Source organism: Pedococcus sp. P2_F6 (assembly GCF_056403675.1).
Map to the genome: position 1 here is coordinate 17,549 of NZ_JBFUEZ010000009.1, position 17,892 is coordinate 35,440.

19 protein-coding genes and 1 tRNA gene are annotated in these 17,892 nt (G+C 70.1%); 5 read left to right on the top strand and 15 right to left on the bottom strand.

Features of this window, described 5'->3' with window-relative positions; all coding sequences use genetic code 11:
• Positions 1-53 precede the first annotated feature (53 nt).
• From AC1DWP_RS18795 to AC1DWP_RS18810, 4 genes are read right to left on the bottom strand one after another with little or no spacing between them, the layout of a single operon-like run.
• Positions 54-1,409 (bottom strand): ABC transporter substrate-binding protein, encoded by a 1,356-nt coding sequence (locus AC1DWP_RS18795; protein WP_477616018.1) that lies wholly within the window; start codon positions 1,407-1,409, stop codon positions 54-56.
• On the bottom strand, positions 1,406-2,260 hold the full coding sequence (locus tag AC1DWP_RS18800; protein ID WP_477616019.1) for a PfkB family carbohydrate kinase: 855 nt from the start codon (positions 2,258-2,260) through the stop codon (positions 1,406-1,408). The genes AC1DWP_RS18795 and AC1DWP_RS18800 overlap by 4 nt, the downstream gene beginning before the upstream one ends.
• Before the next feature lie 11 nt (positions 2,261-2,271).
• Positions 2,272-3,297, bottom strand: coding sequence for an SIS domain-containing protein (locus tag AC1DWP_RS18805; RefSeq protein ID WP_477616020.1), 1,026 nt, complete (start codon positions 3,295-3,297; stop codon positions 2,272-2,274).
• 2 nt (positions 3,298-3,299) lie between these two features.
• Complete coding sequence (locus tag AC1DWP_RS18810) at positions 3,300-4,298, bottom strand: SIS domain-containing protein (RefSeq protein WP_477616021.1); 999 nt, start codon at positions 4,296-4,298, stop codon at positions 3,300-3,302.
• 289 nt (positions 4,299-4,587) lie between these two features.
• On the opposite strand from AC1DWP_RS18810, the gene AC1DWP_RS18815 reads away from it, so the two are divergent.
• Positions 4,588-5,679 carry a LacI family DNA-binding transcriptional regulator gene (locus AC1DWP_RS18815; RefSeq protein ID WP_477616022.1) on the top strand — a complete coding sequence of 364 codons (1,092 nt, stop codon included), beginning with the start codon at positions 4,588-4,590 and terminating at the stop codon, positions 5,677-5,679.
• A 230-nt stretch (positions 5,680-5,909) separates the two neighbouring features.
• On the opposite strand, the gene AC1DWP_RS18820 is transcribed toward AC1DWP_RS18815, so the two are convergent.
• Positions 5,910-6,587, bottom strand: a complete 678-nt coding sequence (locus tag AC1DWP_RS18820; protein WP_477616023.1) for an NADPH-dependent F420 reductase — start codon at positions 6,585-6,587, stop codon at positions 5,910-5,912.
• Between the two features lie 128 nt (positions 6,588-6,715).
• Here AC1DWP_RS18820 and AC1DWP_RS18825 point away from each other — a divergent pair, with 128 nt between their 5' ends.
• The gene (locus AC1DWP_RS18825) at positions 6,716-7,312 is read left to right on the top strand and encodes a TetR/AcrR family transcriptional regulator (RefSeq protein WP_477616024.1); all 597 of its coding nucleotides are present in this window, start codon (positions 6,716-6,718) and stop codon (positions 7,310-7,312) included.
• Positions 7,313-7,462: 150 nt separating this feature from the next.
• Here the strand turns inward: AC1DWP_RS18825 and AC1DWP_RS18830 are convergent, their stop codons facing one another.
• Entirely contained in the window at positions 7,463-9,439 is a 1,977-nt protein-coding gene (locus tag AC1DWP_RS18830; protein ID WP_477616025.1) for an amino acid transporter, read from the bottom strand.
• A 139-nt stretch (positions 9,440-9,578) separates the two neighbouring features.
• On the opposite strand from AC1DWP_RS18830, the gene AC1DWP_RS18835 reads away from it, so the two are divergent.
• Positions 9,579-9,749, top strand: coding sequence for a hypothetical protein (locus AC1DWP_RS18835; protein ID WP_477616026.1), 171 nt, complete (start codon positions 9,579-9,581; stop codon positions 9,747-9,749).
• 112 nt (positions 9,750-9,861) lie between these two features.
• Here the strand turns inward: AC1DWP_RS18835 and AC1DWP_RS18840 are convergent.
• From AC1DWP_RS18840 to AC1DWP_RS18850, 3 genes are all read right to left on the bottom strand, one after another.
• Positions 9,862-9,937, bottom strand: a tRNA-Ala gene (locus AC1DWP_RS18840).
• A gap of 60 nt (positions 9,938-9,997) precedes the next feature.
• Positions 9,998-10,867 carry an anti-sigma factor family protein gene (locus AC1DWP_RS18845; protein WP_477616027.1) on the bottom strand — a complete coding sequence of 290 codons (870 nt, stop codon included), beginning with the start codon at positions 10,865-10,867 and terminating at the stop codon, positions 9,998-10,000.
• Positions 10,864-11,376 carry a sigma-70 family RNA polymerase sigma factor gene (locus tag AC1DWP_RS18850; protein WP_477616028.1) on the bottom strand — a complete coding sequence of 171 codons (513 nt, stop codon included), beginning with the start codon at positions 11,374-11,376 and terminating at the stop codon, positions 10,864-10,866. The genes AC1DWP_RS18845 and AC1DWP_RS18850 overlap by 4 nt, the downstream gene beginning before the upstream one ends.
• A gap of 130 nt (positions 11,377-11,506) precedes the next feature.
• Between AC1DWP_RS18850 and AC1DWP_RS18855 the strand changes: the two genes are divergently transcribed.
• Positions 11,507-11,944, top strand: a complete 438-nt coding sequence (locus AC1DWP_RS18855) for a DUF2231 domain-containing protein (protein WP_477616029.1) — start codon at positions 11,507-11,509, stop codon at positions 11,942-11,944.
• A gap of 73 nt (positions 11,945-12,017) precedes the next feature.
• Here the strand turns inward: AC1DWP_RS18855 and AC1DWP_RS18860 are convergent, their stop codons facing one another.
• From AC1DWP_RS18860 to AC1DWP_RS18885, 6 genes are read right to left on the bottom strand one after another with little or no spacing between them, the layout of a single operon-like run.
• Positions 12,018-12,947 (bottom strand): hypothetical protein, encoded by a 930-nt coding sequence (locus AC1DWP_RS18860; protein ID WP_477616030.1) that lies wholly within the window; start codon positions 12,945-12,947, stop codon positions 12,018-12,020.
• Between the two features lie 10 nt (positions 12,948-12,957).
• Positions 12,958-13,620 (bottom strand): GNAT family N-acetyltransferase, encoded by a 663-nt coding sequence (locus tag AC1DWP_RS18865; protein ID WP_477616031.1) that lies wholly within the window; start codon positions 13,618-13,620, stop codon positions 12,958-12,960.
• Positions 13,620-14,093 (bottom strand): MogA/MoaB family molybdenum cofactor biosynthesis protein, encoded by a 474-nt coding sequence (locus AC1DWP_RS18870; RefSeq protein WP_477616032.1) that lies wholly within the window; start codon positions 14,091-14,093, stop codon positions 13,620-13,622. Before AC1DWP_RS18870 ends, AC1DWP_RS18865 begins: the two co-directional genes overlap by 1 nt.
• Positions 14,090-14,593 carry a cyclic pyranopterin monophosphate synthase MoaC gene (gene moaC, locus AC1DWP_RS18875; protein ID WP_477616033.1) on the bottom strand — a complete coding sequence of 168 codons (504 nt, stop codon included), beginning with the start codon at positions 14,591-14,593 and terminating at the stop codon, positions 14,090-14,092. Before moaC ends, AC1DWP_RS18870 begins: the two co-directional genes overlap by 4 nt.
• Positions 14,590-15,810 carry a molybdotransferase-like divisome protein Glp gene (gene glp, locus AC1DWP_RS18880; protein WP_477616034.1) on the bottom strand — a complete coding sequence of 407 codons (1,221 nt, stop codon included), beginning with the start codon at positions 15,808-15,810 and terminating at the stop codon, positions 14,590-14,592. Before glp ends, moaC begins: the two co-directional genes overlap by 4 nt.
• Complete coding sequence (locus AC1DWP_RS18885) at positions 15,807-17,234, bottom strand: UTP--glucose-1-phosphate uridylyltransferase (RefSeq protein WP_477616035.1); 1,428 nt, start codon at positions 17,232-17,234, stop codon at positions 15,807-15,809. Before AC1DWP_RS18885 ends, glp begins: the two co-directional genes overlap by 4 nt.
• Positions 17,235-17,263: 29 nt before the next feature.
• Here AC1DWP_RS18885 and AC1DWP_RS18890 point away from each other — a divergent pair, with 29 nt between their 5' ends.
• Positions 17,264-17,890, top strand: a complete 627-nt coding sequence (locus AC1DWP_RS18890; protein ID WP_477616036.1) for a 5-formyltetrahydrofolate cyclo-ligase — start codon at positions 17,264-17,266, stop codon at positions 17,888-17,890.
• Positions 17,891-17,892 lie beyond the last annotated feature (2 nt).

Here is a 17,892-nt window from a genome sequence, read left to right on the forward strand (position 1 = left end):
GGTCAGTGGGGCGGGCAGGTCCCATGATCCGCCCGCCCCACCTGGGGGTGAGGTCAGCCAGCCTGCTTCTTGGCCTTGGCAGCGGCCTCCTGGACGCCGGTCATGACGTCCTTGCTCGTCTTCGAGCCGGAGATGACGCCCTCGATGCCGGAGAGGTAGGCGTTGGCCACCTCCGCGTTGGTCACCGTGTCGAGCCAGATCGCGAACTGGTTGGCCTTGCTGATGTCGGCGAGTGCTGACTGGAGCTGCGGGAACGAGTTCGCCGAGGTCGCCGACCCCTGGACGGGACTCAGCCAGCCGATGTCAGCCGTGAGCTTCGCGGCATTCTGCTGGGTGGTCATGAACTTGAGGACGTCGACGGCGAGCGCCGCGTTCTTGCTCTGGGCGTTGACCATGAACCCGTCCGGTGCGCCCGTCAGGGCTCCGACGTCACCGGCCGCCCCCTGGGGTGCGGGCAGCCGCATGAAGTCCCAGTTGTCGGCCAGCTCCTTCGGGGCACCGCCCTTGGCGGTCAGCACCTGGAACTCGACCGACTCCAGGTAGTGCATGGCGGCCTTGCCGTTGAGGAAGTTCGCCTGTCCGGCCTCGTGCGAGACGCCGTTGGCGTCCTTGCTGGAGCAGTGCGTGACGATGTCCTTGAACTGGTCGACCGCCTTGGCGTAGCCGGGATCCGTGAACGCACCCGTGGCCGGGTCGTAGTCCTTGGCGAGGGTTGCTGGTGCGACGTTGTACGCGTTGAGCTGGGTGATGTAGTGGATCGCGGGCCAACCGTACTGGTTGCCGAAGGCGATGGGCGTGTAGCCCGCCGTCCTCAGCTTGTCGCAGGCCACGATGAGCTCCTCGAGGGAGGCGGGGGCGCCGCTGATCCCGGCCTTGGTGAAGGCTGCCTTGTTGTAGGCCAGGTACTTCGCGTCGAGGTCGATCGGCACACCGAAGTTCTTGCCCTTGGTCTCGAACGCCTTGAGGGCGGCCGGCGAGAAGGTCTTGCCCCACTCGGTGTCGGGCCCGATGACCGACGTCAGGTCGGCGGCCAGACCGGCACGGACGAACTTGTTGGCGAAGTCACCGGCCCACGAGAAGTAGATGTCGGGCAGCTGCTTGGACGCCGAGAGCACCCGGATCTTGTCCTTGTAGGGCTGGTCGCCGACCTGCTCGAGCTTGATGGTGACCTTGGGGTTGGCCTGTTCGTAGGCCTTGGTCACGCTCTCGAAGTACGGGGCGTACTTGGGGTCGGCGAACTTGGTGACCATGGTGATGGTGCCCGACTTCTCGGCTGGTGCGGTGAGGCTCTGGCTGCTGGCTCCTCCCGCACCAGGGTTGGCCGTCCCGGGCGCGCCGCAGGCGGCCAGGGCCACCGCGGTCGCGGCGGCGAGCACGGCGAAGGATGCGCTGCGCGTGGTGTGCTTCATGTGAGGTCCACTCCTTTGTGGATGGGGTTGAGCGGTGCAGTGAGTCCCTCGAGTGAGGTCTCGTACCCGAAGGCGCCGAAGGTGGCGCAGGTGCTTGAGGCGTATGCCGTCGCGGCGCTCAGGAGCGTCGGGAGCGGGGTGTCGGCGATGAGGCCGGTGAGGAGCCGGCCGATGAAGGCGTCCCCGGCTCCGAGGGTGTCGACGACGGGAGTGGCCGGTGCTTGGGCGTGCACCACCTGTTCGCCCTGGAGTGCCACCGCACCGCCGGCGCCCATCGTGACCGCCACGAGGCTCGGACCGAGGTCCCGGATGCGCCGGGCCTCGTCGACCGCCTCGGCGACAGTGGCGAAAGGCAGTGAGCGGATGGCGATGTCGACGAGCGGTGCGTACTCCACGATGTAGTCCTGCGGGCGCTCGGAGAAGTCGAACGAGAGCCGTGGCGCCGCGGCGGAGATGTCGACCAGCTGGCCCTCGACCATGGAGCACTCCCCGGTGTGCACGATGGTCGCCGCTGCGACGGCAGCGAAGTCCGCCGACGTCAGCAGGAACCTCGACACACCGGGGTCCCCGTGGTCGAAGACGCGGTTCCCGTCGACGACCCGCACGTCCGCCGAGGCGTTCGGGCCCTCCACGATCCTCAGCATCGAGGTGTCCACCCCCTCGGCCACCAGGGCGTCGAGGACGGCGCGCCCGGCGAGGTCGGTGCCAACCGCACCGATGTATGCCGCGCCGGCGCCGCACCGACGCCCGTGCACGGCCACGTTGACCGCGTTTCCTCCGGGGTAGAGCACCCCCCGTTCGAGGTACCGGTCGACGACGTTGTCGCCGAGGGTGAGCAGGGTGACGTTCATGAGGCCGTCCTTCAGTACGCCATGCGGCGGTAGTAGCGGCGGGTCGTCAGCGGGTGGTCACGGAGCACCTCGAGGTGGGCGCTGACCCGCTCGAGCAGGGCAGCCAGGATGACCGGCGACACGAGGGCCCGCGTGGTCTGCGAGATCCCGGGCAGCTCCACGTCAGCCGTGTCGAGGACGAGCAGCTTCTCGGTGAGGCCCGACACGAAGCGCTCCACCCGGTCTGCCAGGGGCCGGGTGGCGTCCTCACCCTTGAGGAGGATGACGCTCACCTCAGCCTCGACGAGCTCGAGGGTGCCGTGGAAGAAGTCCGAGGCGTGCACGGGGCGCGTCCGGATCCACTGCATCTCCTCCAGGATGCACATGCCGTAGTAGAAGGCCTCGGGCCACGTGGTGCCCGACCCGGTGACGATGTGCCACGGGTCGGCCGCGATCGCCTCGGCGAACGCGGACGCTCGCTGCTCGAAGGCGCCCTTGGCGTCGAGGAGGAGCTCGGGCAGACGTGTCAGCTCGGCGACGACGGCTGCGTGGTCCTCGAGCACGCCCGTGCGCGTCAGGATCGAAAGCGACAGCAGGAGCGACTGGAGGTAGAACGACTCGCAGGACGTGTCGTCCTCCGCGAAGTTCACGAGGCTGACATCGGCCTTGATGCCCAGCGGGGTGTCGGGGTGGCCGGTGAGGACCAGCACCCGTGCGCCGGCAGCCTTGACGAACTCGAGGGCCGCGATGCTCTCGGCGGTGGTTCCGGACAGGGACGGGATGACCACCAAGGTGTCACGACCCACCGTGGCCGAGCCGGTCAGGACGAGCTCGGCCGGCAGCACGACGTCTGCGCGGAAGGTCGAACGGTCGCGGAGCAGCGCGGCGGCGGGCTGCATGAGGATGCCCGCGCCGCCGGCTCCGGCGAAGACCACGTTGGTCACGCCGGAGCCGAGGGCGTCAGCCACCACGGCGTCGATCTGCTCGGCAAGGCCCACGGCACCCGTCTGGATGCGCAGGTAGCGGGCCGGGTCGAAGTTGAGCAGGTCAGCGGTCATGCTCAGTACTCGACCTTGAACATGTAGCGACGCGTCTCGAGGTCGTGACCGCGGACCGACTCGTAGTGCTGGGCGAGGCGGTTGGCCAGCGCACCCACGACGATCGGCGAGACGTCGCCTCGGACGGACTCGGGGATGCCGGGCAGCTCGAGGTCGCGCACGTCGACGTACTGCGCCTTCTTGCAGTACTGGTCGAGGAAGCTCTTGGCCCGCTCCCCCATGGGCCGCGAGGCGTCGTCGCCGACCCACAGCAGGACGGCGGTGTCGTCGTCGACCATCTCGAAAGCGCCCTGGAAGAACTCACCGGAGTTGAACGCCGCGGCGTGCTTCCACTGCATCTCCTGAAGGAAGCACATCGCCAGGCCGTAGGCCCAGCCGTAGCTGGGGCCGGACCCCAGGACGTACGTGATCGGCTCGTCCTTGAACGCGTCGGCGATGTCGGCGAGCTCCGGCTCGGCCTGCTCGACCGCGTGCCGGACGGCGCCTGGCAGTGCAGCAAGGGCCTGGTCGACGGCGTCGGTGTCCAGCTCGGCGCCGGTGGCGGCGAGCAGCTCGAAGGCGACGACCAGCTCGAACAGGTCGCTCTTGCCGGTGAACGCCTTGTCAGCCGCCTCGGCGAGGGGGCTGCCGGGCTTGGCGGCGGCGATGACCGTCGCGCCGGTGGCCTTGGCGGTCTTGGCGGCGGCGACCGTCTCCTTGGTCGTGCCGGTGTAGGACGCCAGCACGACCAGTGAGCCGGGACCCATGAGTGCGGGGACGGCGGTGTTCAGCTCGTCGCTCTGGACCTGGAAGGCCGGGAACGACGCCTTCTGCTGGAGCAGGTAGTGGGCCGGGTAGCTGCAGATGATGGAGCCGCCGGCGCCGACGAAGTAGACGTTGCGCAGCCCGCGCTCCACGACGTCGCGGACCACGGTCGCGATCGCCTCGCGCTCCGCGACGGTGGCCGTCAGCTTGTCGACGATGTCGGCGTCGATCGGCTTGAGGGGAAGGGTTTCGGTCATCGGTGCTCCTGGTTCCAATCCGCGAGTGGCTCGCTTTTGATAACGTTCTCAACCTGATGGGTGAGAACGTTCTCAATCCGCTCGGCTCCTGTCAAGAGGTTTCCCGGAAATTGGTCAGATCCCCTGCGCCAAGGCAGTCCGACACCGGCTAAGGTCAGGCCAGGAAGTCGGCGGTGGTGAGCCGCGGACGGGTCACCCGGACCCGCGCGCTCGCGGCGACCGACCGGCATACCGGATGACTCGACAGACCGCCAAAACCGTTGGTATGACACGCATTCGAAGGAGCGCTGTGAGCAGGAGCGTGGAACCGCGCGGCATCGCCACGGTGCCAGATGTCGCGCGTGAAGCGGGGGTCTCCACTGCCACCGCCGCCAGGGCGCTCGGCGGCTACGGCTCGGTGCGCGAGAGCACCCGGGAACGCGTGTTGGCCGCCGCGGAACAGCTTGGTTATCGAGCCAACAGCCTCGCGCGCAGCATGATCACCGGGTCGACGCGCACCCTCGGCGTCGTGATGTCAGACATCGAGAACCCCTTCTTCCGTCGTTCACTGCGCGGCATCGCCGACACGGCGCGGGCTCAGGGTTTCGAGGTGCTGCTGGCCAACACCGACGAGGAGCTCGACAAGGAGGAGACCGCTGTCAGGGTGATGACGGAGCGACGAGTTGACGGCTTGGTGGTGTGCCCGGCGGACGGCGGCGACAGGTCACATCTCAGCGAAGTGATTGCGGCCGGCATACCGGTGGTCCTGCTGGACCGGAGCGTGGCCGGCCTGCAGGCCGACACCGTCGGCATCGACAACCGCAAGGCCGCGCGGACTGCCACCGAGCACCTGCTGGCCCATGGCCACCGCGACATCGCGATCCTCACCGGTGGGACGCACGCGATGCTGGAACGCATGCTGCGTCCCGACATGAAGGGCGTCGAGCGGGCGTCGGCAACGACTGTCGGCGCCCGCGCGGCCGGGTTCCGCGACGCGATGACGGCGGCAGGTGTCCCGATCCGACCGGAGCTGATCTCCTCCGGTGGCTACCGACGCGAGGACGGGGAGGCTGAGACGGCCAGGCTGCTGGCGCTGGAGGACCGGCCCACGGCGATCCTCGCCTTCGACGCCATGCAGTCGCTCGGGGCGTTCCACGCCATAGCGCGCGCGGGGATTCGTTGCCCGGAGGACGTGTCCCTGCTCGGCTTCGACGACACCGAGTGGGCTGACCTGGTCAGCCCGGCGTTGACTGTCGTCGCCCAGCCGACCTACGAGATCGGGGTGGCGGCGTGCCGCCTGCTGCTGTCACGCATCGAGGGAGCAGGGGGCGCGGTGGCGCATCGACGGCTGCCGACCGAGCTCATCGAACGCGGCTCGGTAGGCCCCTGGCCCTCGTCCTGAGGGGCGAGCTCGGGGTGCGATGGGGACACACCGCCTAGCGGTCACATGGCAAGACGGTTGCACCACAGCATCCCCTGCCCGCATTGTCGGGCAGGGGACGCTTCGTCATTCGTGTGCGGTCCTACGTGTGATGTCAGGAGCGCTCGTTGGGCTGCCGCGCGAGCTGTTCGCTCCAGGTTCTGCGGCCGTGTGCTCCATCGTCGAACCCCGGCCGTGCGGCGGTTACAACTTCAGCGGACGATTCTGAAGTTGAAGGTGGCAGTGCCAAGGGCGCCCATGAGCCGCAGCCAGACGGGCAGCAGCATCTCGGTGCCGCGCGCGGTGGTGATGTCGCCGAGGTCGATGACGTCGGTGTGGCCGAAGCTCTTGAGCAGCTCGGTGACCGTCGCCTTGGCCGCCTCGTCGTTACCCGAGACGAAGACCGACGACTCTTGGCCGAGGTCCTTGGGGTTGACCATCAGCGCGGCGGTGAGCGTGTTCAGGGTCTTGACGACATGCGCCTGCGGGAAGGCGCGCTGGATCTGCTCGCCGAGCGAGTCGGTGTCCTTGACCCACAGGGTGGGAGGGAAGCCGGCCGAGAAGTCGAGCGGGTTCGAGATGTCGAGGATCGGCTTACCCGCCAGGTTGTCGGCACCCGCGGCCTCGAGGGCGGGGAGGGCGCCAAAGCCGCTGGTCGCGTTGACGACGAGCTCTGCCGCGCCGGCGGCGTCGGCGAACGTGGCCAGTCCGGCCGAAGGGTGTGCTGCGAGCCAGGTGCTGAACGGCGGGTTGCCCATGCCGTCGGCCTCGTCGCGGAGGCGCGTGGCCTCGGGGTCGCGGGTGCCGACGACGACGTCGTGGCCGAGCTCGAGGAGGCGGCCTGCGAGGGCCTGTCCGACCATGCCGGTACCGAGGACTGCGATGTTCATGATGACTCCTGGAAGCGGTTGCGTGCTTCATAGACAGATCTGTCTACCTCGCCACGGAACCTAACAGACAGATCTGTCTACTTGCAAGGTATGCTGTGACACGCCCCTACCGCCGCACGAGGAGCCCGATGTCCATCGCCACCCCGACGCGCCCCAGCGCTGCTCGCGAGCGCATCCTGGACTCCGCCTTCGCGCTGTTCTACGCCCGCGGCATCCGGGCCGTGGGGGTTGACCTGATCATCGCCGAGTCGGGGGTGGCCAAGGCGACCTTCTACAAGCACTTCCCAGCCAAGGACGACCTCGTGGTCGCCTACCTGGGCAAGGTCGACGACGTGTGGTCCGGGCAGCTCCACGACGCAGCCGCAGCAGCCGGCCCCGACCCTGCCGATCAGCTCGTCGGCCTGTTCGACGCCTTGGGCAGCGCGTGCCGCCGGGAGGGCTACCGCGGCTGCGCGTTCATCAACGCCGCGGCCGAGTCGCAACCGGGCACCCCGGTCCACGACCGGACCGTGGCCCACAAGGCGGCCGTCCTCTCGTGGGTGCGAGGGCTGGCCGAGCAGGCCGGGGCGCGCGACCCCGACAGCCTGGCTCGCTCTCTCACCCTGCTGCTCGACGGCGGGCTGGCCAGCGGCGCCCTCGACGCCAGCCCTGACGCGCCTGAGGCAGCGAAGGCTTCGGCACAAGCACTGGTCGATGCTGCGGTTGTGCCAGGCCGCGCCGACTGACCGCCAACCGTCAGAAGGTGTGTGGGGAAGTTCAGCTTCAGCTTGCTGGCCAGCTGCCAGTTGGTGTTCCTGGTGACCATGCCGAAGGTGTCGGCCACGGTCGTGTCCGTGGTGTGGGCAGAGCGGGTGGCCGCGTGCCCCGGGTAGCGGTCAGCTGACGTGGATGCTGGGCCGTTGGGTCGGGTCGGGTTCAACCTTGCGGATGATCTCGCGGACCACAGGTGGGGTGTCACCCCGTCCCAGAAGCAGGTAGCGCAGCAGGTGTACGACTGGGGACCCTTCGGACCACTCGAAGTGACAGTGCGGGTGCAACCCGGTCGCGTCACGCAAGGCCAGCAGCACGGCGGCGATGGCGTTCGGCGCCGCCGGGCTCGCCACCCGCAGGATCCGGTAGCCGGCCACCTCGACGCCCTGCACCCGCAGCACGTCAGCGAAGTCGGACGGGTCGTCGATGTCGACCTCCAGGAACAGCACGTCCGAACGGCCCGGAACCGGGTTCATGGACCGCTGCTCGGCCTCCTTGGCGACGTACTCGGCCTCGTCGCCGGCCTGGCGCTTGTTCGCGATGATGTTCAGCAAACCGTCATGGGCGACGGACTCCTCGATGAATCGGCGCGCGTCCTCGTCGAACTCGATGTGATCGACCCGCAGCTCCGTGGTCCGGCTGATTCGCGACACCAGCGACACCACCACGATGCCCAGGATGAACAACCCGGAGATGGCGATGCCGTCCGGCTTCTCGCGGATGTTCTCCACCAGCGCGTACAGCAGGATGAGAGTCAGGACCGCGAACCCCGCTCCCGCGACCTTCTGGGCGTGCCGGTAGGCGGAGATGGTCACGGCGACGGCGCCGGAGACCATCATGGCCAGGATTCCGGTGGCGTAGGCGCCCGCTTGGGCGTTGACGTCGGCGCCGAACGCGAAGGTGATGACGATGCAGATGACCGTGTAGACAAGCACCACCGGGCGCACGGCCCGGCCCCACTCCGGCGCCATGCCGTAGGCCGGCAGGTAGCGGGGCACGATGTTGATCAGCCCCGCCATGGCGGACGCGCCGGCGAACCACAGGATGAGGATGGTGCTGATGTCGTACACGGTGCCGAACCCGTCACCGAACAACTCATGCGCCAGGTACGCCAAGGCGCGCCCGTTGGCCTCCCCGCCCGTCTTGAACGCCTCCGCCGGGATGAGCACCGTCGTGACGAAGCTGGTCGACAGCAGGTAGACGGACATGATGAGCGCGGCACCTGCGAGGAGCTTGCGGGTGTTGCGAATCCGAGAGGCCAGCTTCTCCTTGGCGTTCTCGCCGTCGGCAGCGACGAGCGGCATCATCGACACCCCCGTCTCGAACCCGGACAGGCCAAGCACCAGCAGCGGGAACGCGATGACGGCGGGCCCGATCGCCCCGCTCAGGCCGCCGCTGTCTGACAGGGCGGACGTCCAGGCGGACAGGGCGCCGTCGGTGGTGAAGACCTCGACGATGCCCTTGACGACGACCACAGCGTTCAGGGCCAGGAACACGGCCACGAGCGGGATGGCAACGCTGACAGCCTCGCTGAAGCCGAGCAGGAACACCCCACCCAGGACCAGCAGGAGGAACACAGTGATGGCCACGGCGTGCCCGTGCAGGGCGTCGGGGAAGAACGGGGACTCCAGGACGTGCACCGACGCGTCCGCGGCGGACAGGGTGATGGTGATGATCCAGGACGTGGCCACGAAACCGAGCAGGACCAGCACGAAGACCTTGCCGCGCCAGAACGGCAACAGGTCCTCCAGCATTGCCACGGACCCCTGGCCGTGCGGGCTCTCCTTGGCGACGCGGGAGTACATCGGCAGCATCCCGAGGAGGGTCAGCAGGACGATGAGCAGCGTCGCCAAGGGCGAGAGAGCCCCGGCGGCCAGTGCGGCGATGCCGGGCAGGTACGCCAAGGTGGAGAAGTAGTCGACCCCGGTCAGGGTCATCACCTTCCACCACGCGTGCGGCTTCGCGTGCTCCTCGCCCGACTCCGGCCCGACCGGCTGCACCCGGTGCTCGAGCAGCCACTTGGCTCCCGGCCTGGTTGAGGCCGCGGGCTTGGCGGGACTTGGCACGCGGGCGGGCATGACCAGCGGGTCTGAAGCGTTCATGTCGTCTCTCAGCTGTGAAGGTGGGGCGGGGCCACCTTACGGGCGACGGGGCTGTGGCCAGTGCCGCCCGCCACGGTGCCCGCACTGCGCCACGGCAGCGCTGCTACGTTCGCGGCATGAGGCGAAGGGCTGAGCAAGCATGAGCACGGCAGTCCGTCTGGTTCTGGCCGTCGCGGCAGCTCTCGGAACGCTCGCCATCGGCAGGGCAGCCTCGGCCCGGGAGGACAACCAGCGGATGTCGGTGCCGATGACCGTCGGCGTCGGCGTGGCGCTGCTCGCCGTGTACATCACCGTCGCCCTGTCCGTGTAGACGGCGTTGAGCCCGAGCCCGCGTTGCCGCCGGGGGAACGCAGAAGACCCAGCCGGGGTGAACCGGGCCGGGCCTTCTGTCGGTGAAAACGACACCTTGTGTCGTCACCTCTTGGTGGAGCTGAGGGGATTCGAACCCCTGGCCTTCTCATTGCGAACGAGACGCGCTACCAACTGCGCCACAGCCCCTGATGCGGACGAAACAATAACACCCGCACGGCGCGCGACGGAAAACAGTCGTGCCGCAGGTCAGGTCAGGCTCGCTCGCATCACCGTGTGACCGGTGTCGACCTGGCGGATCTCCACGGCCGCGATCTGCGCCACCGGAAGGGTGGACACCCCGACCGGGTGCATGATGCGGTCAGGCCGTGCGGTCCAGTCCCGCAGCTCGGTGGCTCGCCCGGCCCGGTCCACGACCCAGATCGCGTAGTTGATCCGGTAGTCACCACCGGAACCAGCAGCGCCTCCTGAACCACCGGAGCTGCTGGAGGTCCGGGTGCCGCTCGGGCTGCCGGTTCCGGTCGTGCTCCCTGCACTGCCCGTCTGGCGGGCGTACTGGCACTCGACACGCAGCTCGGTGCCATTCGCGATGGGCACGACGTCGACGACGGCCGTCATCAGGGACGGTTCTACCGCGGTGAACGCCAACCGCCCCGCCACCACGCCTCCGGGCAGGGTCGGCCCGGTCGTCGAGCCGGTGCCGCCGGAAGGTGGGCCGTCCCGCCAGGCGTTCGAGGCGGCATACCCGCCGACGCCTCCGATGAGGAGGGCGGCCGCTGCGGCGGCCACGGGAGCCAACCAGGTGCTGCGACCGAGTCCGGTGGGACGGGTCGGGAGGGCGGGCATCAACGAGGCCGGGGGCTCGAGGTTGAGGACGTCGCGATCGGCATCCACGCCGGCGGCACCTCCCGAACCGCCCGTGCCGCCAAGGTCGATGGCGAGGACCTCGCCGGGTGGCAGCTGAGCGAGCAGGCCCGGCAGCCCGGCCAGCTCGGCCACCGCGGCGCGGCAGGCGGGACACCCCGCGAGGTGCTCTTCGTACTCGCGGCGCTCCGCCACGGCCAGGGCGCCCAGCACGTAGGCGGCATCCCAGTCGGTGTACTCGTCGGGGGCGCTCATCGTCCGGTCACCCCTTTCTCCTGCAGGACCAGTCGCAGGCTGCGCAACCCGTAGTGGAGCCGCGACTTCACGGTCCCCTCCGGCACCTTCAGCTCGGCCGCGATCTCGGCCACGGTTCTCCCTTCGTAGTAGGCGGCAGCGATGACCTGCCGGTGCTCGCGCGAGACGGAGGAGAGCGCATCGGTCAGCAGCCAGCGGTCCAGGACCTCACCGGACCGGTCGCCGACGCCCGGCTCGACGAAGTCGATTCCCGCGACCTCGTGCCGTGACGCGGCACTGCGCCAGCGGTCCACCACCAGGTTGCGGACCACCGTGAACAGCCAGGCTCGCGCCTGTTGTTCCGAGCGGGTGCCGAGCCCGGGGTCGCGCCAGGCACGCAGCAACGACTCCTGCACGACGTCCTCGGCGACCTGTGGGTCCCGGGTCAGCCGCAGCGCGAAACGCCAGAGCTCCGACGCATGGCGATCGTGCAGGCCCTGCAGAGCCACTTCCCGCTGACTCGTCGCCACGTCCGGCATTCCTCCCGCCCAGTCGACACCACCGATCCTCCCCGCACCGGGGACTCGCCGTAAAGGACGAGACAGCGAGGCGCGTGGTTCAGCGCGTGAACCCCCGGGGGCTCGGCTACGTTCCTCGGTCATGGAGATCAACGGACTTCCGGCCCACGTCCTGCTCGTGCACCTCGTCGTCGTGCTCCTGCCGCTGACCTCCGCCGCCGCGGTGCTCGTGAGCGCCTGGCCTGCCGCCCAGCGCAAGCTGACCTTCCTGGTCCCACTCGGCGCCGTCATCGGCGCGCTCGCCGTGCCCGTCACGACCCGGGCCGGCAACGACCTCGCCGCCAAGCTCGGCAACCCGCCCTTCCTCAAGGAGCACGAGAACTACGGCGACAAGGTGCTCCCCTGGGCCGCGGCCCTCGCGGTGACGACGCTCGCCCAGTGGCTCTACCTGCGTCGTGGCACGGCCACGGTGCCGCGCGCCCTGCTGGGGATCCTCGTGGTCGCCAGCGCCGTGGGCACCGGGACGATGGTGGTCCTCACCGGTGACTCGGGCGCGCAGGCGGTGTGGGGCAACAGGTAGTCCACCCGTCCCCCACCGCGCCGCCGCTGGCGACGCGAGGGTCGACCAACGCGAGGGTCTGGCGGCGCGCGGGTCAGGCGCCGGCGACCCGGCGCTCGGGGAGGTCCTCGTATGCCGCGTACTCGGTGTCCGCGTCGCCGACCAGGTCCGCGGACGTGGGGGCGGGACGGGTCACGCGGGACTTCATCGTGTAGGTCGGACGCGGCACGGGCACGGGATCCCAGGTCAGCGGGATGTCGTCCTCGTCCACGAGCATGCGGGCCGGGACGCGCCCGGCTTCGGGCGTGACCGCGGCGGGCGCGGCCACCTCCACAGTGCCTGCCTGGAAGTCGAACAGCTCCGGCTTGGCCGGCTGCGCGGCGACGGGCTCGGCGTCGACGACCGCCTCGACCTCGACGCGGTCGGCAACGTCGACCTCGACGGCGTCGACCGCGTGGGAAGCCATCGGTCGCGACTGGACCGGACGCTGCACCTGCTCAGAGCGCTCCGAACGGGCGGGGCGGGACGCGACACGGGAGCGACGTTCGGCCTGCGCCGCGGAGCGGGCCCAGGCCACGGCGCCGCCGACGGAGACCAGCGGCACCAGCAGGGTGAGCAGCGGGAGCAGCGATAGCGCCACGAGCGGCACGGCCACGACGACCGTCGACAGGGCGCCCAGCATGATCAGGGCCCGGTTGCGCCGGGCCACTGCGGGGCTGGTCCTGGGAGCCGGCCGCTCGGCCTGCGGTGGCGTCGGCACCTCGACGTGGGCGGTCTCGGCACGCTTCACGAGCACCTGGGGACGCGCGGCGCGCGCGGGAGTCACGGCATACGAACGCGGTTGCGGCGTCGAGAGGTTGGTCGCGGGCAGCGGGCTGCGGCGCTCGAGGACGCGCATCGACTCGGAGAACTGGTCGACCGAGCGCGCGGTGGCGAGGTGCTCGCGACGACGGACCCAGTACTGCACGAAATAGGCAGCCCAAACCGCGATGATGACGAGGAAGACAAGACTGCTGGGCTGCACGGATACGAGGCTAGGTCTCTTGCGCGGGCGCACCGGGGACGTGGGGCGGTGTGTCGCCAATGTGACTGGTGTGGTTGGTGTGCAATCGCTCGAGCAGGGATTGTCCGCCCAGGTCCTCGGTCGTCAGGGCGAAAGTGCGGTGGTCGCGCCACGCCCCGTCGATGTGCAGGTATGCCGCCCGCACGCCCTCGTCGCGAAAGCCCAGCTTGCGCACGACGGCCAAGCTGTTGGCGTTCTCGGGGCGGATGTTGACCTCGATTCGGTGCAGCTTCATGGCGCCCAGCGCGTGGTCGCCGGCCAAGGCCAGGGCCACCGGGGCGACGCCGCGGCCGGCAACCGACTCGTCCACCCAGTACCCCGCCGAGAGCGACAGCAGTGACCCGTAGGAGATGCCGAACAACACCATCTGACCCACGATGCGACCCTCGAGCCGGATCGTGAGCGGCAGCATCCGCCCGGCCCGCGCCTCCGTGCGGTAGTGCCGCACCAGCCCGGCGAACGAGACGTAGTGCGCTTCCTGGCTGGGCGAGGTCGCATCCCAGGGCCCCAACCACTCGCGGTTCCGGCTGCGCACCTCAGTCCACTCGGCCCGGTCCCGACGACGCAGCGGGTCGAGCAGCAGCTGCTCCCCGCCCGGGGTCCTTCCCCGGAGCTCGACGGGCCAGACGGCCATCAGTGGTCGCCGCCGCGAATCTGCGAGAGTGCGTGCGGCAGCACGGCTTCGAGCACCCCCAGCCCGTCGCGGACCCCTCCGGTCGACCCGGGCAGGTTGACCACCAGGGTGCTGCCCGCGACTCCCGCCAGGCCGCGCGACAGGGCCGCCGTCGGCACGCCGCCCGCGAGCCCGGCGCCGCGGATGGCTTCGGCCAACCCGGGCACCTCGCGGTCGAGCACGGCCCGCGTCGCTTCGGGGGTGCGGTCCGTGGGCGACAGCCCCGTGCCACCCGTGGTGACGATCACCCCAGGTATGCCGGCCAGGGCCTCCGCGAGCGCCTCACCGACCGCTGGGCCGTCAGGCACGACCACGGCGTCGCCCACCTCGAATCCCCACTGCCGCAACGCCTCGACGATGAGGGGGCCGCCGCGGTCGGGATAGACGCCACCAGCGGCGCGGGTCGAGCACGTGATGACGACCGCCGTGTTCACGGCTGTTCCACCCAGTCACCGGAACGGCCGCCGGACTTGGCGGTGACACGGATGTCGGTGATCCGGGCGTGCTTGTCGACCGCCTTGACCATGTCGACGAGGGCGAGGGCCGCGACCGCGACGGCGGTCAGGGCCTCCATCTCGATGCCCGTCCGGTCGGCGGTGCGGACGGTGGCGCCGATGTCGACGCCGTCGTCGGCCACCGCCAGGTCGACCTCGACCGCGTGGACGGCGATCGGGTGGGCGAGCGGGATCAGCTCAGGGGTGCGCTTGACGGCCTGGATGCCGGCGATCCGCGCGACCGCGAGCGCGTCACCCTTGGGCACGTTCCCGCCGCGGAGCGCTGCGACCGCCTCGGGCGACAGCAGGACCCGACCCGCTGCCGAGGCCTGTCGGGCAGTCACGTCCTTGGCGGAGACGTCGACCATGTGCGCCGACCCGTCCGGTCGCACGTGCGTCAGCCCCGGAGGCTGCGGACGCTCAGCGGGGTCGAGGCTCACATCCCCTCCCGGCCCAGCAGTGGCAGGCACATCAGCTCGTCGCCCGCTGCGACGTCCACGACGTCTTCGGGGATGACGGCCAGCGCGTCGGCCGCTGCGAGCGCACCGAGCATGTGCGAACCCTGGCCACCGGCGAGTCGGGCCCGGTCGTCGTCGAGGATCACCCGCACGAACTCCATCTTGCCCTTGACCGAGCCGAACGGCTCGGCGGCCACGGCGGGGACGTAGCCCGGCGGGTAGGACGGTTCGGGGCGGCCGGCCATGGCCCGGAGCGCCGGTGCGACGAACACGTGGAAGGACACCAGTGCGCTCACGGGGTTGCCGGGCAGGGTGAAGACGGGGACCTGTTCCTCGCCGAGCACCCCGAAGCCCTGGGGCATGCCGGGGCGCATCGCCACCTTGTCGAACTGCATCGTGCCGACGCGCGACAGGACCTCCTTGACGGTGTCGAAGGCTCCCATCGAGACGCCGCCGGTTGTGATGATGACGTCGGCGCGGACGAGCTGGCCCTCGAGAGTCTCCATCAGTGTGCGGGCGTCGTCCGGGACCCCACCGACCCGGAACGGAGTGGCGCCCACAGCGGTCACGGCGGCGGTCAGCATGACCGAGTTGGAGTCGACGATCTGGCCGAAACCCGGAGTCCGACCCACCTCGACGAGCTCGTCACCGGTCGAGATGACGACGACCCTCGGCCGCGGGACGACCCGCACGCGCGCCGTCCCGGCCGCCGCCAGCAGGGCGATCTGTCCGGGACCGAGCAGGGTGCCACGGCGCAGAACGACGTTGCCGGCCTCGACGTCCTCACCGACCTCGCGCACGTGCGAACCCACGGCGCGGCGCTCCCGGATCTCCACCCGCACCACCCCACCGTCGGTCGCCTCGACCGGCACCACGGCGTCTGCGCCGTGGGGCATCGGAGCGCCGGTCATGATCCGCATGGTCTGGCCGGTGGCCAGCGACCACGCCTTGGTGTTGCCCGCCGCGATGTCGTTGACGACAGGCAGGACCACCGGGGACTCGGCACTGGCGGTCGCGATGTCCGCGGCGTGCACGGCATACCCGTCCATCGCGGAGTTGGTGAAGCCCGGCAGCGACCCACGGGCCTCGACGTCGGCCGCGAGGATGCAGCCCTGGGCGTCCAGAACCCCGAGGTCGAACGGCCGGATCACCTTGACGGTGCTCAGGATTCGGTCCAAGTGCTCTTCGACGCTGATCACGGGGTGGTCGCTCCTTCTGCCTGAGGGAGGGTGCTGCCGTCGGGAATGGTGCGCGGCTCGTCCGCCTCGACCACCACGTCGCCCACGCACCGGATCTTCGCGCCGAAGGTCACGTCACCGCGCACCGTGAGGGACGTGCACTCGATCAGGGAGGGGGCGCCGCCGGGGAAGCGGGAGTCGAACTCGTGGATCAGCGTGTAGTGGTCGTCGAGGTCGACCCGCGGGTCGGGTCGCGGCGACTGGGCCACCACGTCGAACCCGTCACCGAAGCCGTAGAGGTCCGAGCGCAGCATGAGCAGCTCGTTGGTCGTCTTCACCGGTCGGAACCGGCGCCTGGGCACGTGCAGGGCGCGCGACCCCTCGAACACCTCGATCGCGGTCCCCATGGCCGACTCGACCTGGATCACCGGGGTCGAGTCCTTGCGACCCGGGTCGACAGTCTTGCGGTTGACGATGGTGGGCAGGCCGAGGACGCCGTCCCTGGCCGACATCTGGGCGTCGAGGGCGTCGAGGTCCACCCACAGGTTGTTGGCGTGGAAGAGCGAGTGCCTCTGGGTGTCCTGGAAGTGCTCCTGGTCCTCCGGTGCCACCATGGCGCTCTCGCGCAGCACCACCCTGCCGTCGCTGCGACGCAGGGCCAGGTGGCCACCCTTGCGGTCGTTGGCAGTGCGCTCGCACACCTCGGACACGTAGGGGATGGACTCCCGTGCCATCCAGGCCGGGATCGCGGGGTCACACGTGGCCCCGAGGTTGTCGGAGTTGGACAGGAACGCGTAGCGAAATCCCTTGTCCCGCAACGCTGCGAGCACACCGCTCGCCACCAGGGCCACATAGACGTCTCCGTGCCCCGGAGGGCACCACTCGAGGTCCGGGTCGTCGGGCCACGACACCGGCGCGAGGTCGTCGACCCGCAGCTTGGGCTCGGCATTCTGCAGGAAGTCGAGCGGCAGCCCGTCGATGGCGAGGTCGGGGTAGCCCGCCAGGGCCGCGAGGGACTCGTCCCGGGTGCGGAAGGAGTTCATCAGCACCAGCGGGACCTTGACCCCGTGCCGCTCGCGCAGAGCCAGCACCTGCCGGGCCACGACGTCGAGGAAGGTCAGCCCATCGCGGACCTCGAGCACCGACTTCGGACCCGACAGCCCCATGCTGGTGCCCAGGCCACCGTTGAGCTTGATGACGGCCGTGCGGGACAGCGCCTCGGCCACCTCGTCGCCGTTGGCAGGGTCGGCGGGGTCGGCGTCGTCGACGGTGATGCTCTCGAGCGTCGTCACGTCGCGCAGGGGCTCGATGTCGTCCTCGGCGATCAGGCCGGTCCGGCCCGCCTCGAGCTGGGCGTAGGCCTCCTCGAACACGTGGATCGCCATCGGGTCGACCCCCCGCTCGGTCATGCGTGCGACCGCCTGCGCCAACCCTTCCTTGCTCATGACGGGCAGCCTAGTGGGACGATCTGGAGGTGCCCCTGTCCACCAAGACCGCCGTGCGACAGCGCCTGAGCGCCTTGCGCCGCGAACGCGTGCCCGGGCGCGACCGCGCCCGCGACGCGGAGGAGCTTGCCCTGTCCGCCCTCGAGCTCGTGTATGCCGGTGGGCTGGTTCGCGGCGACTGGGTCGCCGCCTACGAGGCCACCCCGCTGGAGCCGCCCACGGAGGCGATGATCGAGGCGCTGTCCGCGCGCGGCATACGGGTGATGGTGCCCGTGACCCTCGAGGACTGGGACCTGGACTGGCGCCAGGTGGGCAACGAGGAGGCAGGGGGCGCGGAGGAAGCTCGGGGCGCGGAGCAGCCGCTCGGCAAGGAGGCCATCGGCCGGGCCGCCGTGGTGTTCCTGCCGGCCCAGGGTGTTGACCGGTTCGGGACCCGGATCGGGCGGGGCAAGGGATGCTACGACCGGGTGATTCCCCGGACCAGCGCGCACCTGGTGGCCGTGGTCCACCCGTGGGAGCTGCTGGACGAAGACCTGCCGAGCGAGCCGCACGACCGCCGCGTGCACGCGGTCATGACGGCCGAGACGGGGGTCGTCGAAGTCGGGCCGGGGACCTCGAGCGCCCTGCCCACGCTGCCGGCTCAGTCGGGCGACTGAGC

What these genes read in the sequence shown, in the direction of transcription:
- AC1DWP_RS18795 (WP_477616018.1), bottom strand. Translation starts at nt 1,409, where the DNA reads ATGAAGCACACCACGCGCAGCGCATCCTTCGCCGTGCTCGCCGCCGCG.
- AC1DWP_RS18800 (WP_477616019.1), bottom strand. Translation starts at nt 2,260, where the DNA reads ATGAACGTCACCCTGCTCACCCTCGGCGACAACGTCGTCGACCGGTAC.
- AC1DWP_RS18805 (WP_477616020.1), bottom strand. Translation starts at nt 3,297, where the DNA reads ATGACCGCTGACCTGCTCAACTTCGACCCGGCCCGCTACCTGCGCATC.
- AC1DWP_RS18810 (WP_477616021.1), bottom strand. Translation starts at nt 4,298, where the DNA reads ATGACCGAAACCCTTCCCCTCAAGCCGATCGACGCCGACATCGTCGAC.
- AC1DWP_RS18820 (WP_477616023.1), bottom strand. Translation starts at nt 6,587, where the DNA reads ATGAACATCGCAGTCCTCGGTACCGGCATGGTCGGACAGGCCCTCGCA.
- AC1DWP_RS18825 (WP_477616024.1), top strand. Translation starts at nt 6,716, where the DNA reads ATGTCCATCGCCACCCCGACGCGCCCCAGCGCTGCTCGCGAGCGCATC.
- AC1DWP_RS18830 (WP_477616025.1), bottom strand. Translation starts at nt 9,439, where the DNA reads ATGAACGCTTCAGACCCGCTGGTCATGCCCGCCCGCGTGCCAAGTCCC.
- AC1DWP_RS18835 (WP_477616026.1), top strand. Translation starts at nt 9,579, where the DNA reads ATGAGCACGGCAGTCCGTCTGGTTCTGGCCGTCGCGGCAGCTCTCGGA.
- AC1DWP_RS18845 (WP_477616027.1), bottom strand. Translation starts at nt 10,867, where the DNA reads ATGAGCGCCCCCGACGAGTACACCGACTGGGATGCCGCCTACGTGCTG.
- AC1DWP_RS18855 (WP_477616029.1), top strand. Translation starts at nt 11,507, where the DNA reads ATGGAGATCAACGGACTTCCGGCCCACGTCCTGCTCGTGCACCTCGTC.
- AC1DWP_RS18865 (WP_477616031.1), bottom strand. Translation starts at nt 13,620, where the DNA reads ATGGCCGTCTGGCCCGTCGAGCTCCGGGGAAGGACCCCGGGCGGGGAG.
- AC1DWP_RS18885 (WP_477616035.1), bottom strand. Translation starts at nt 17,234, where the DNA reads ATGAGCAAGGAAGGGTTGGCGCAGGCGGTCGCACGCATGACCGAGCGG.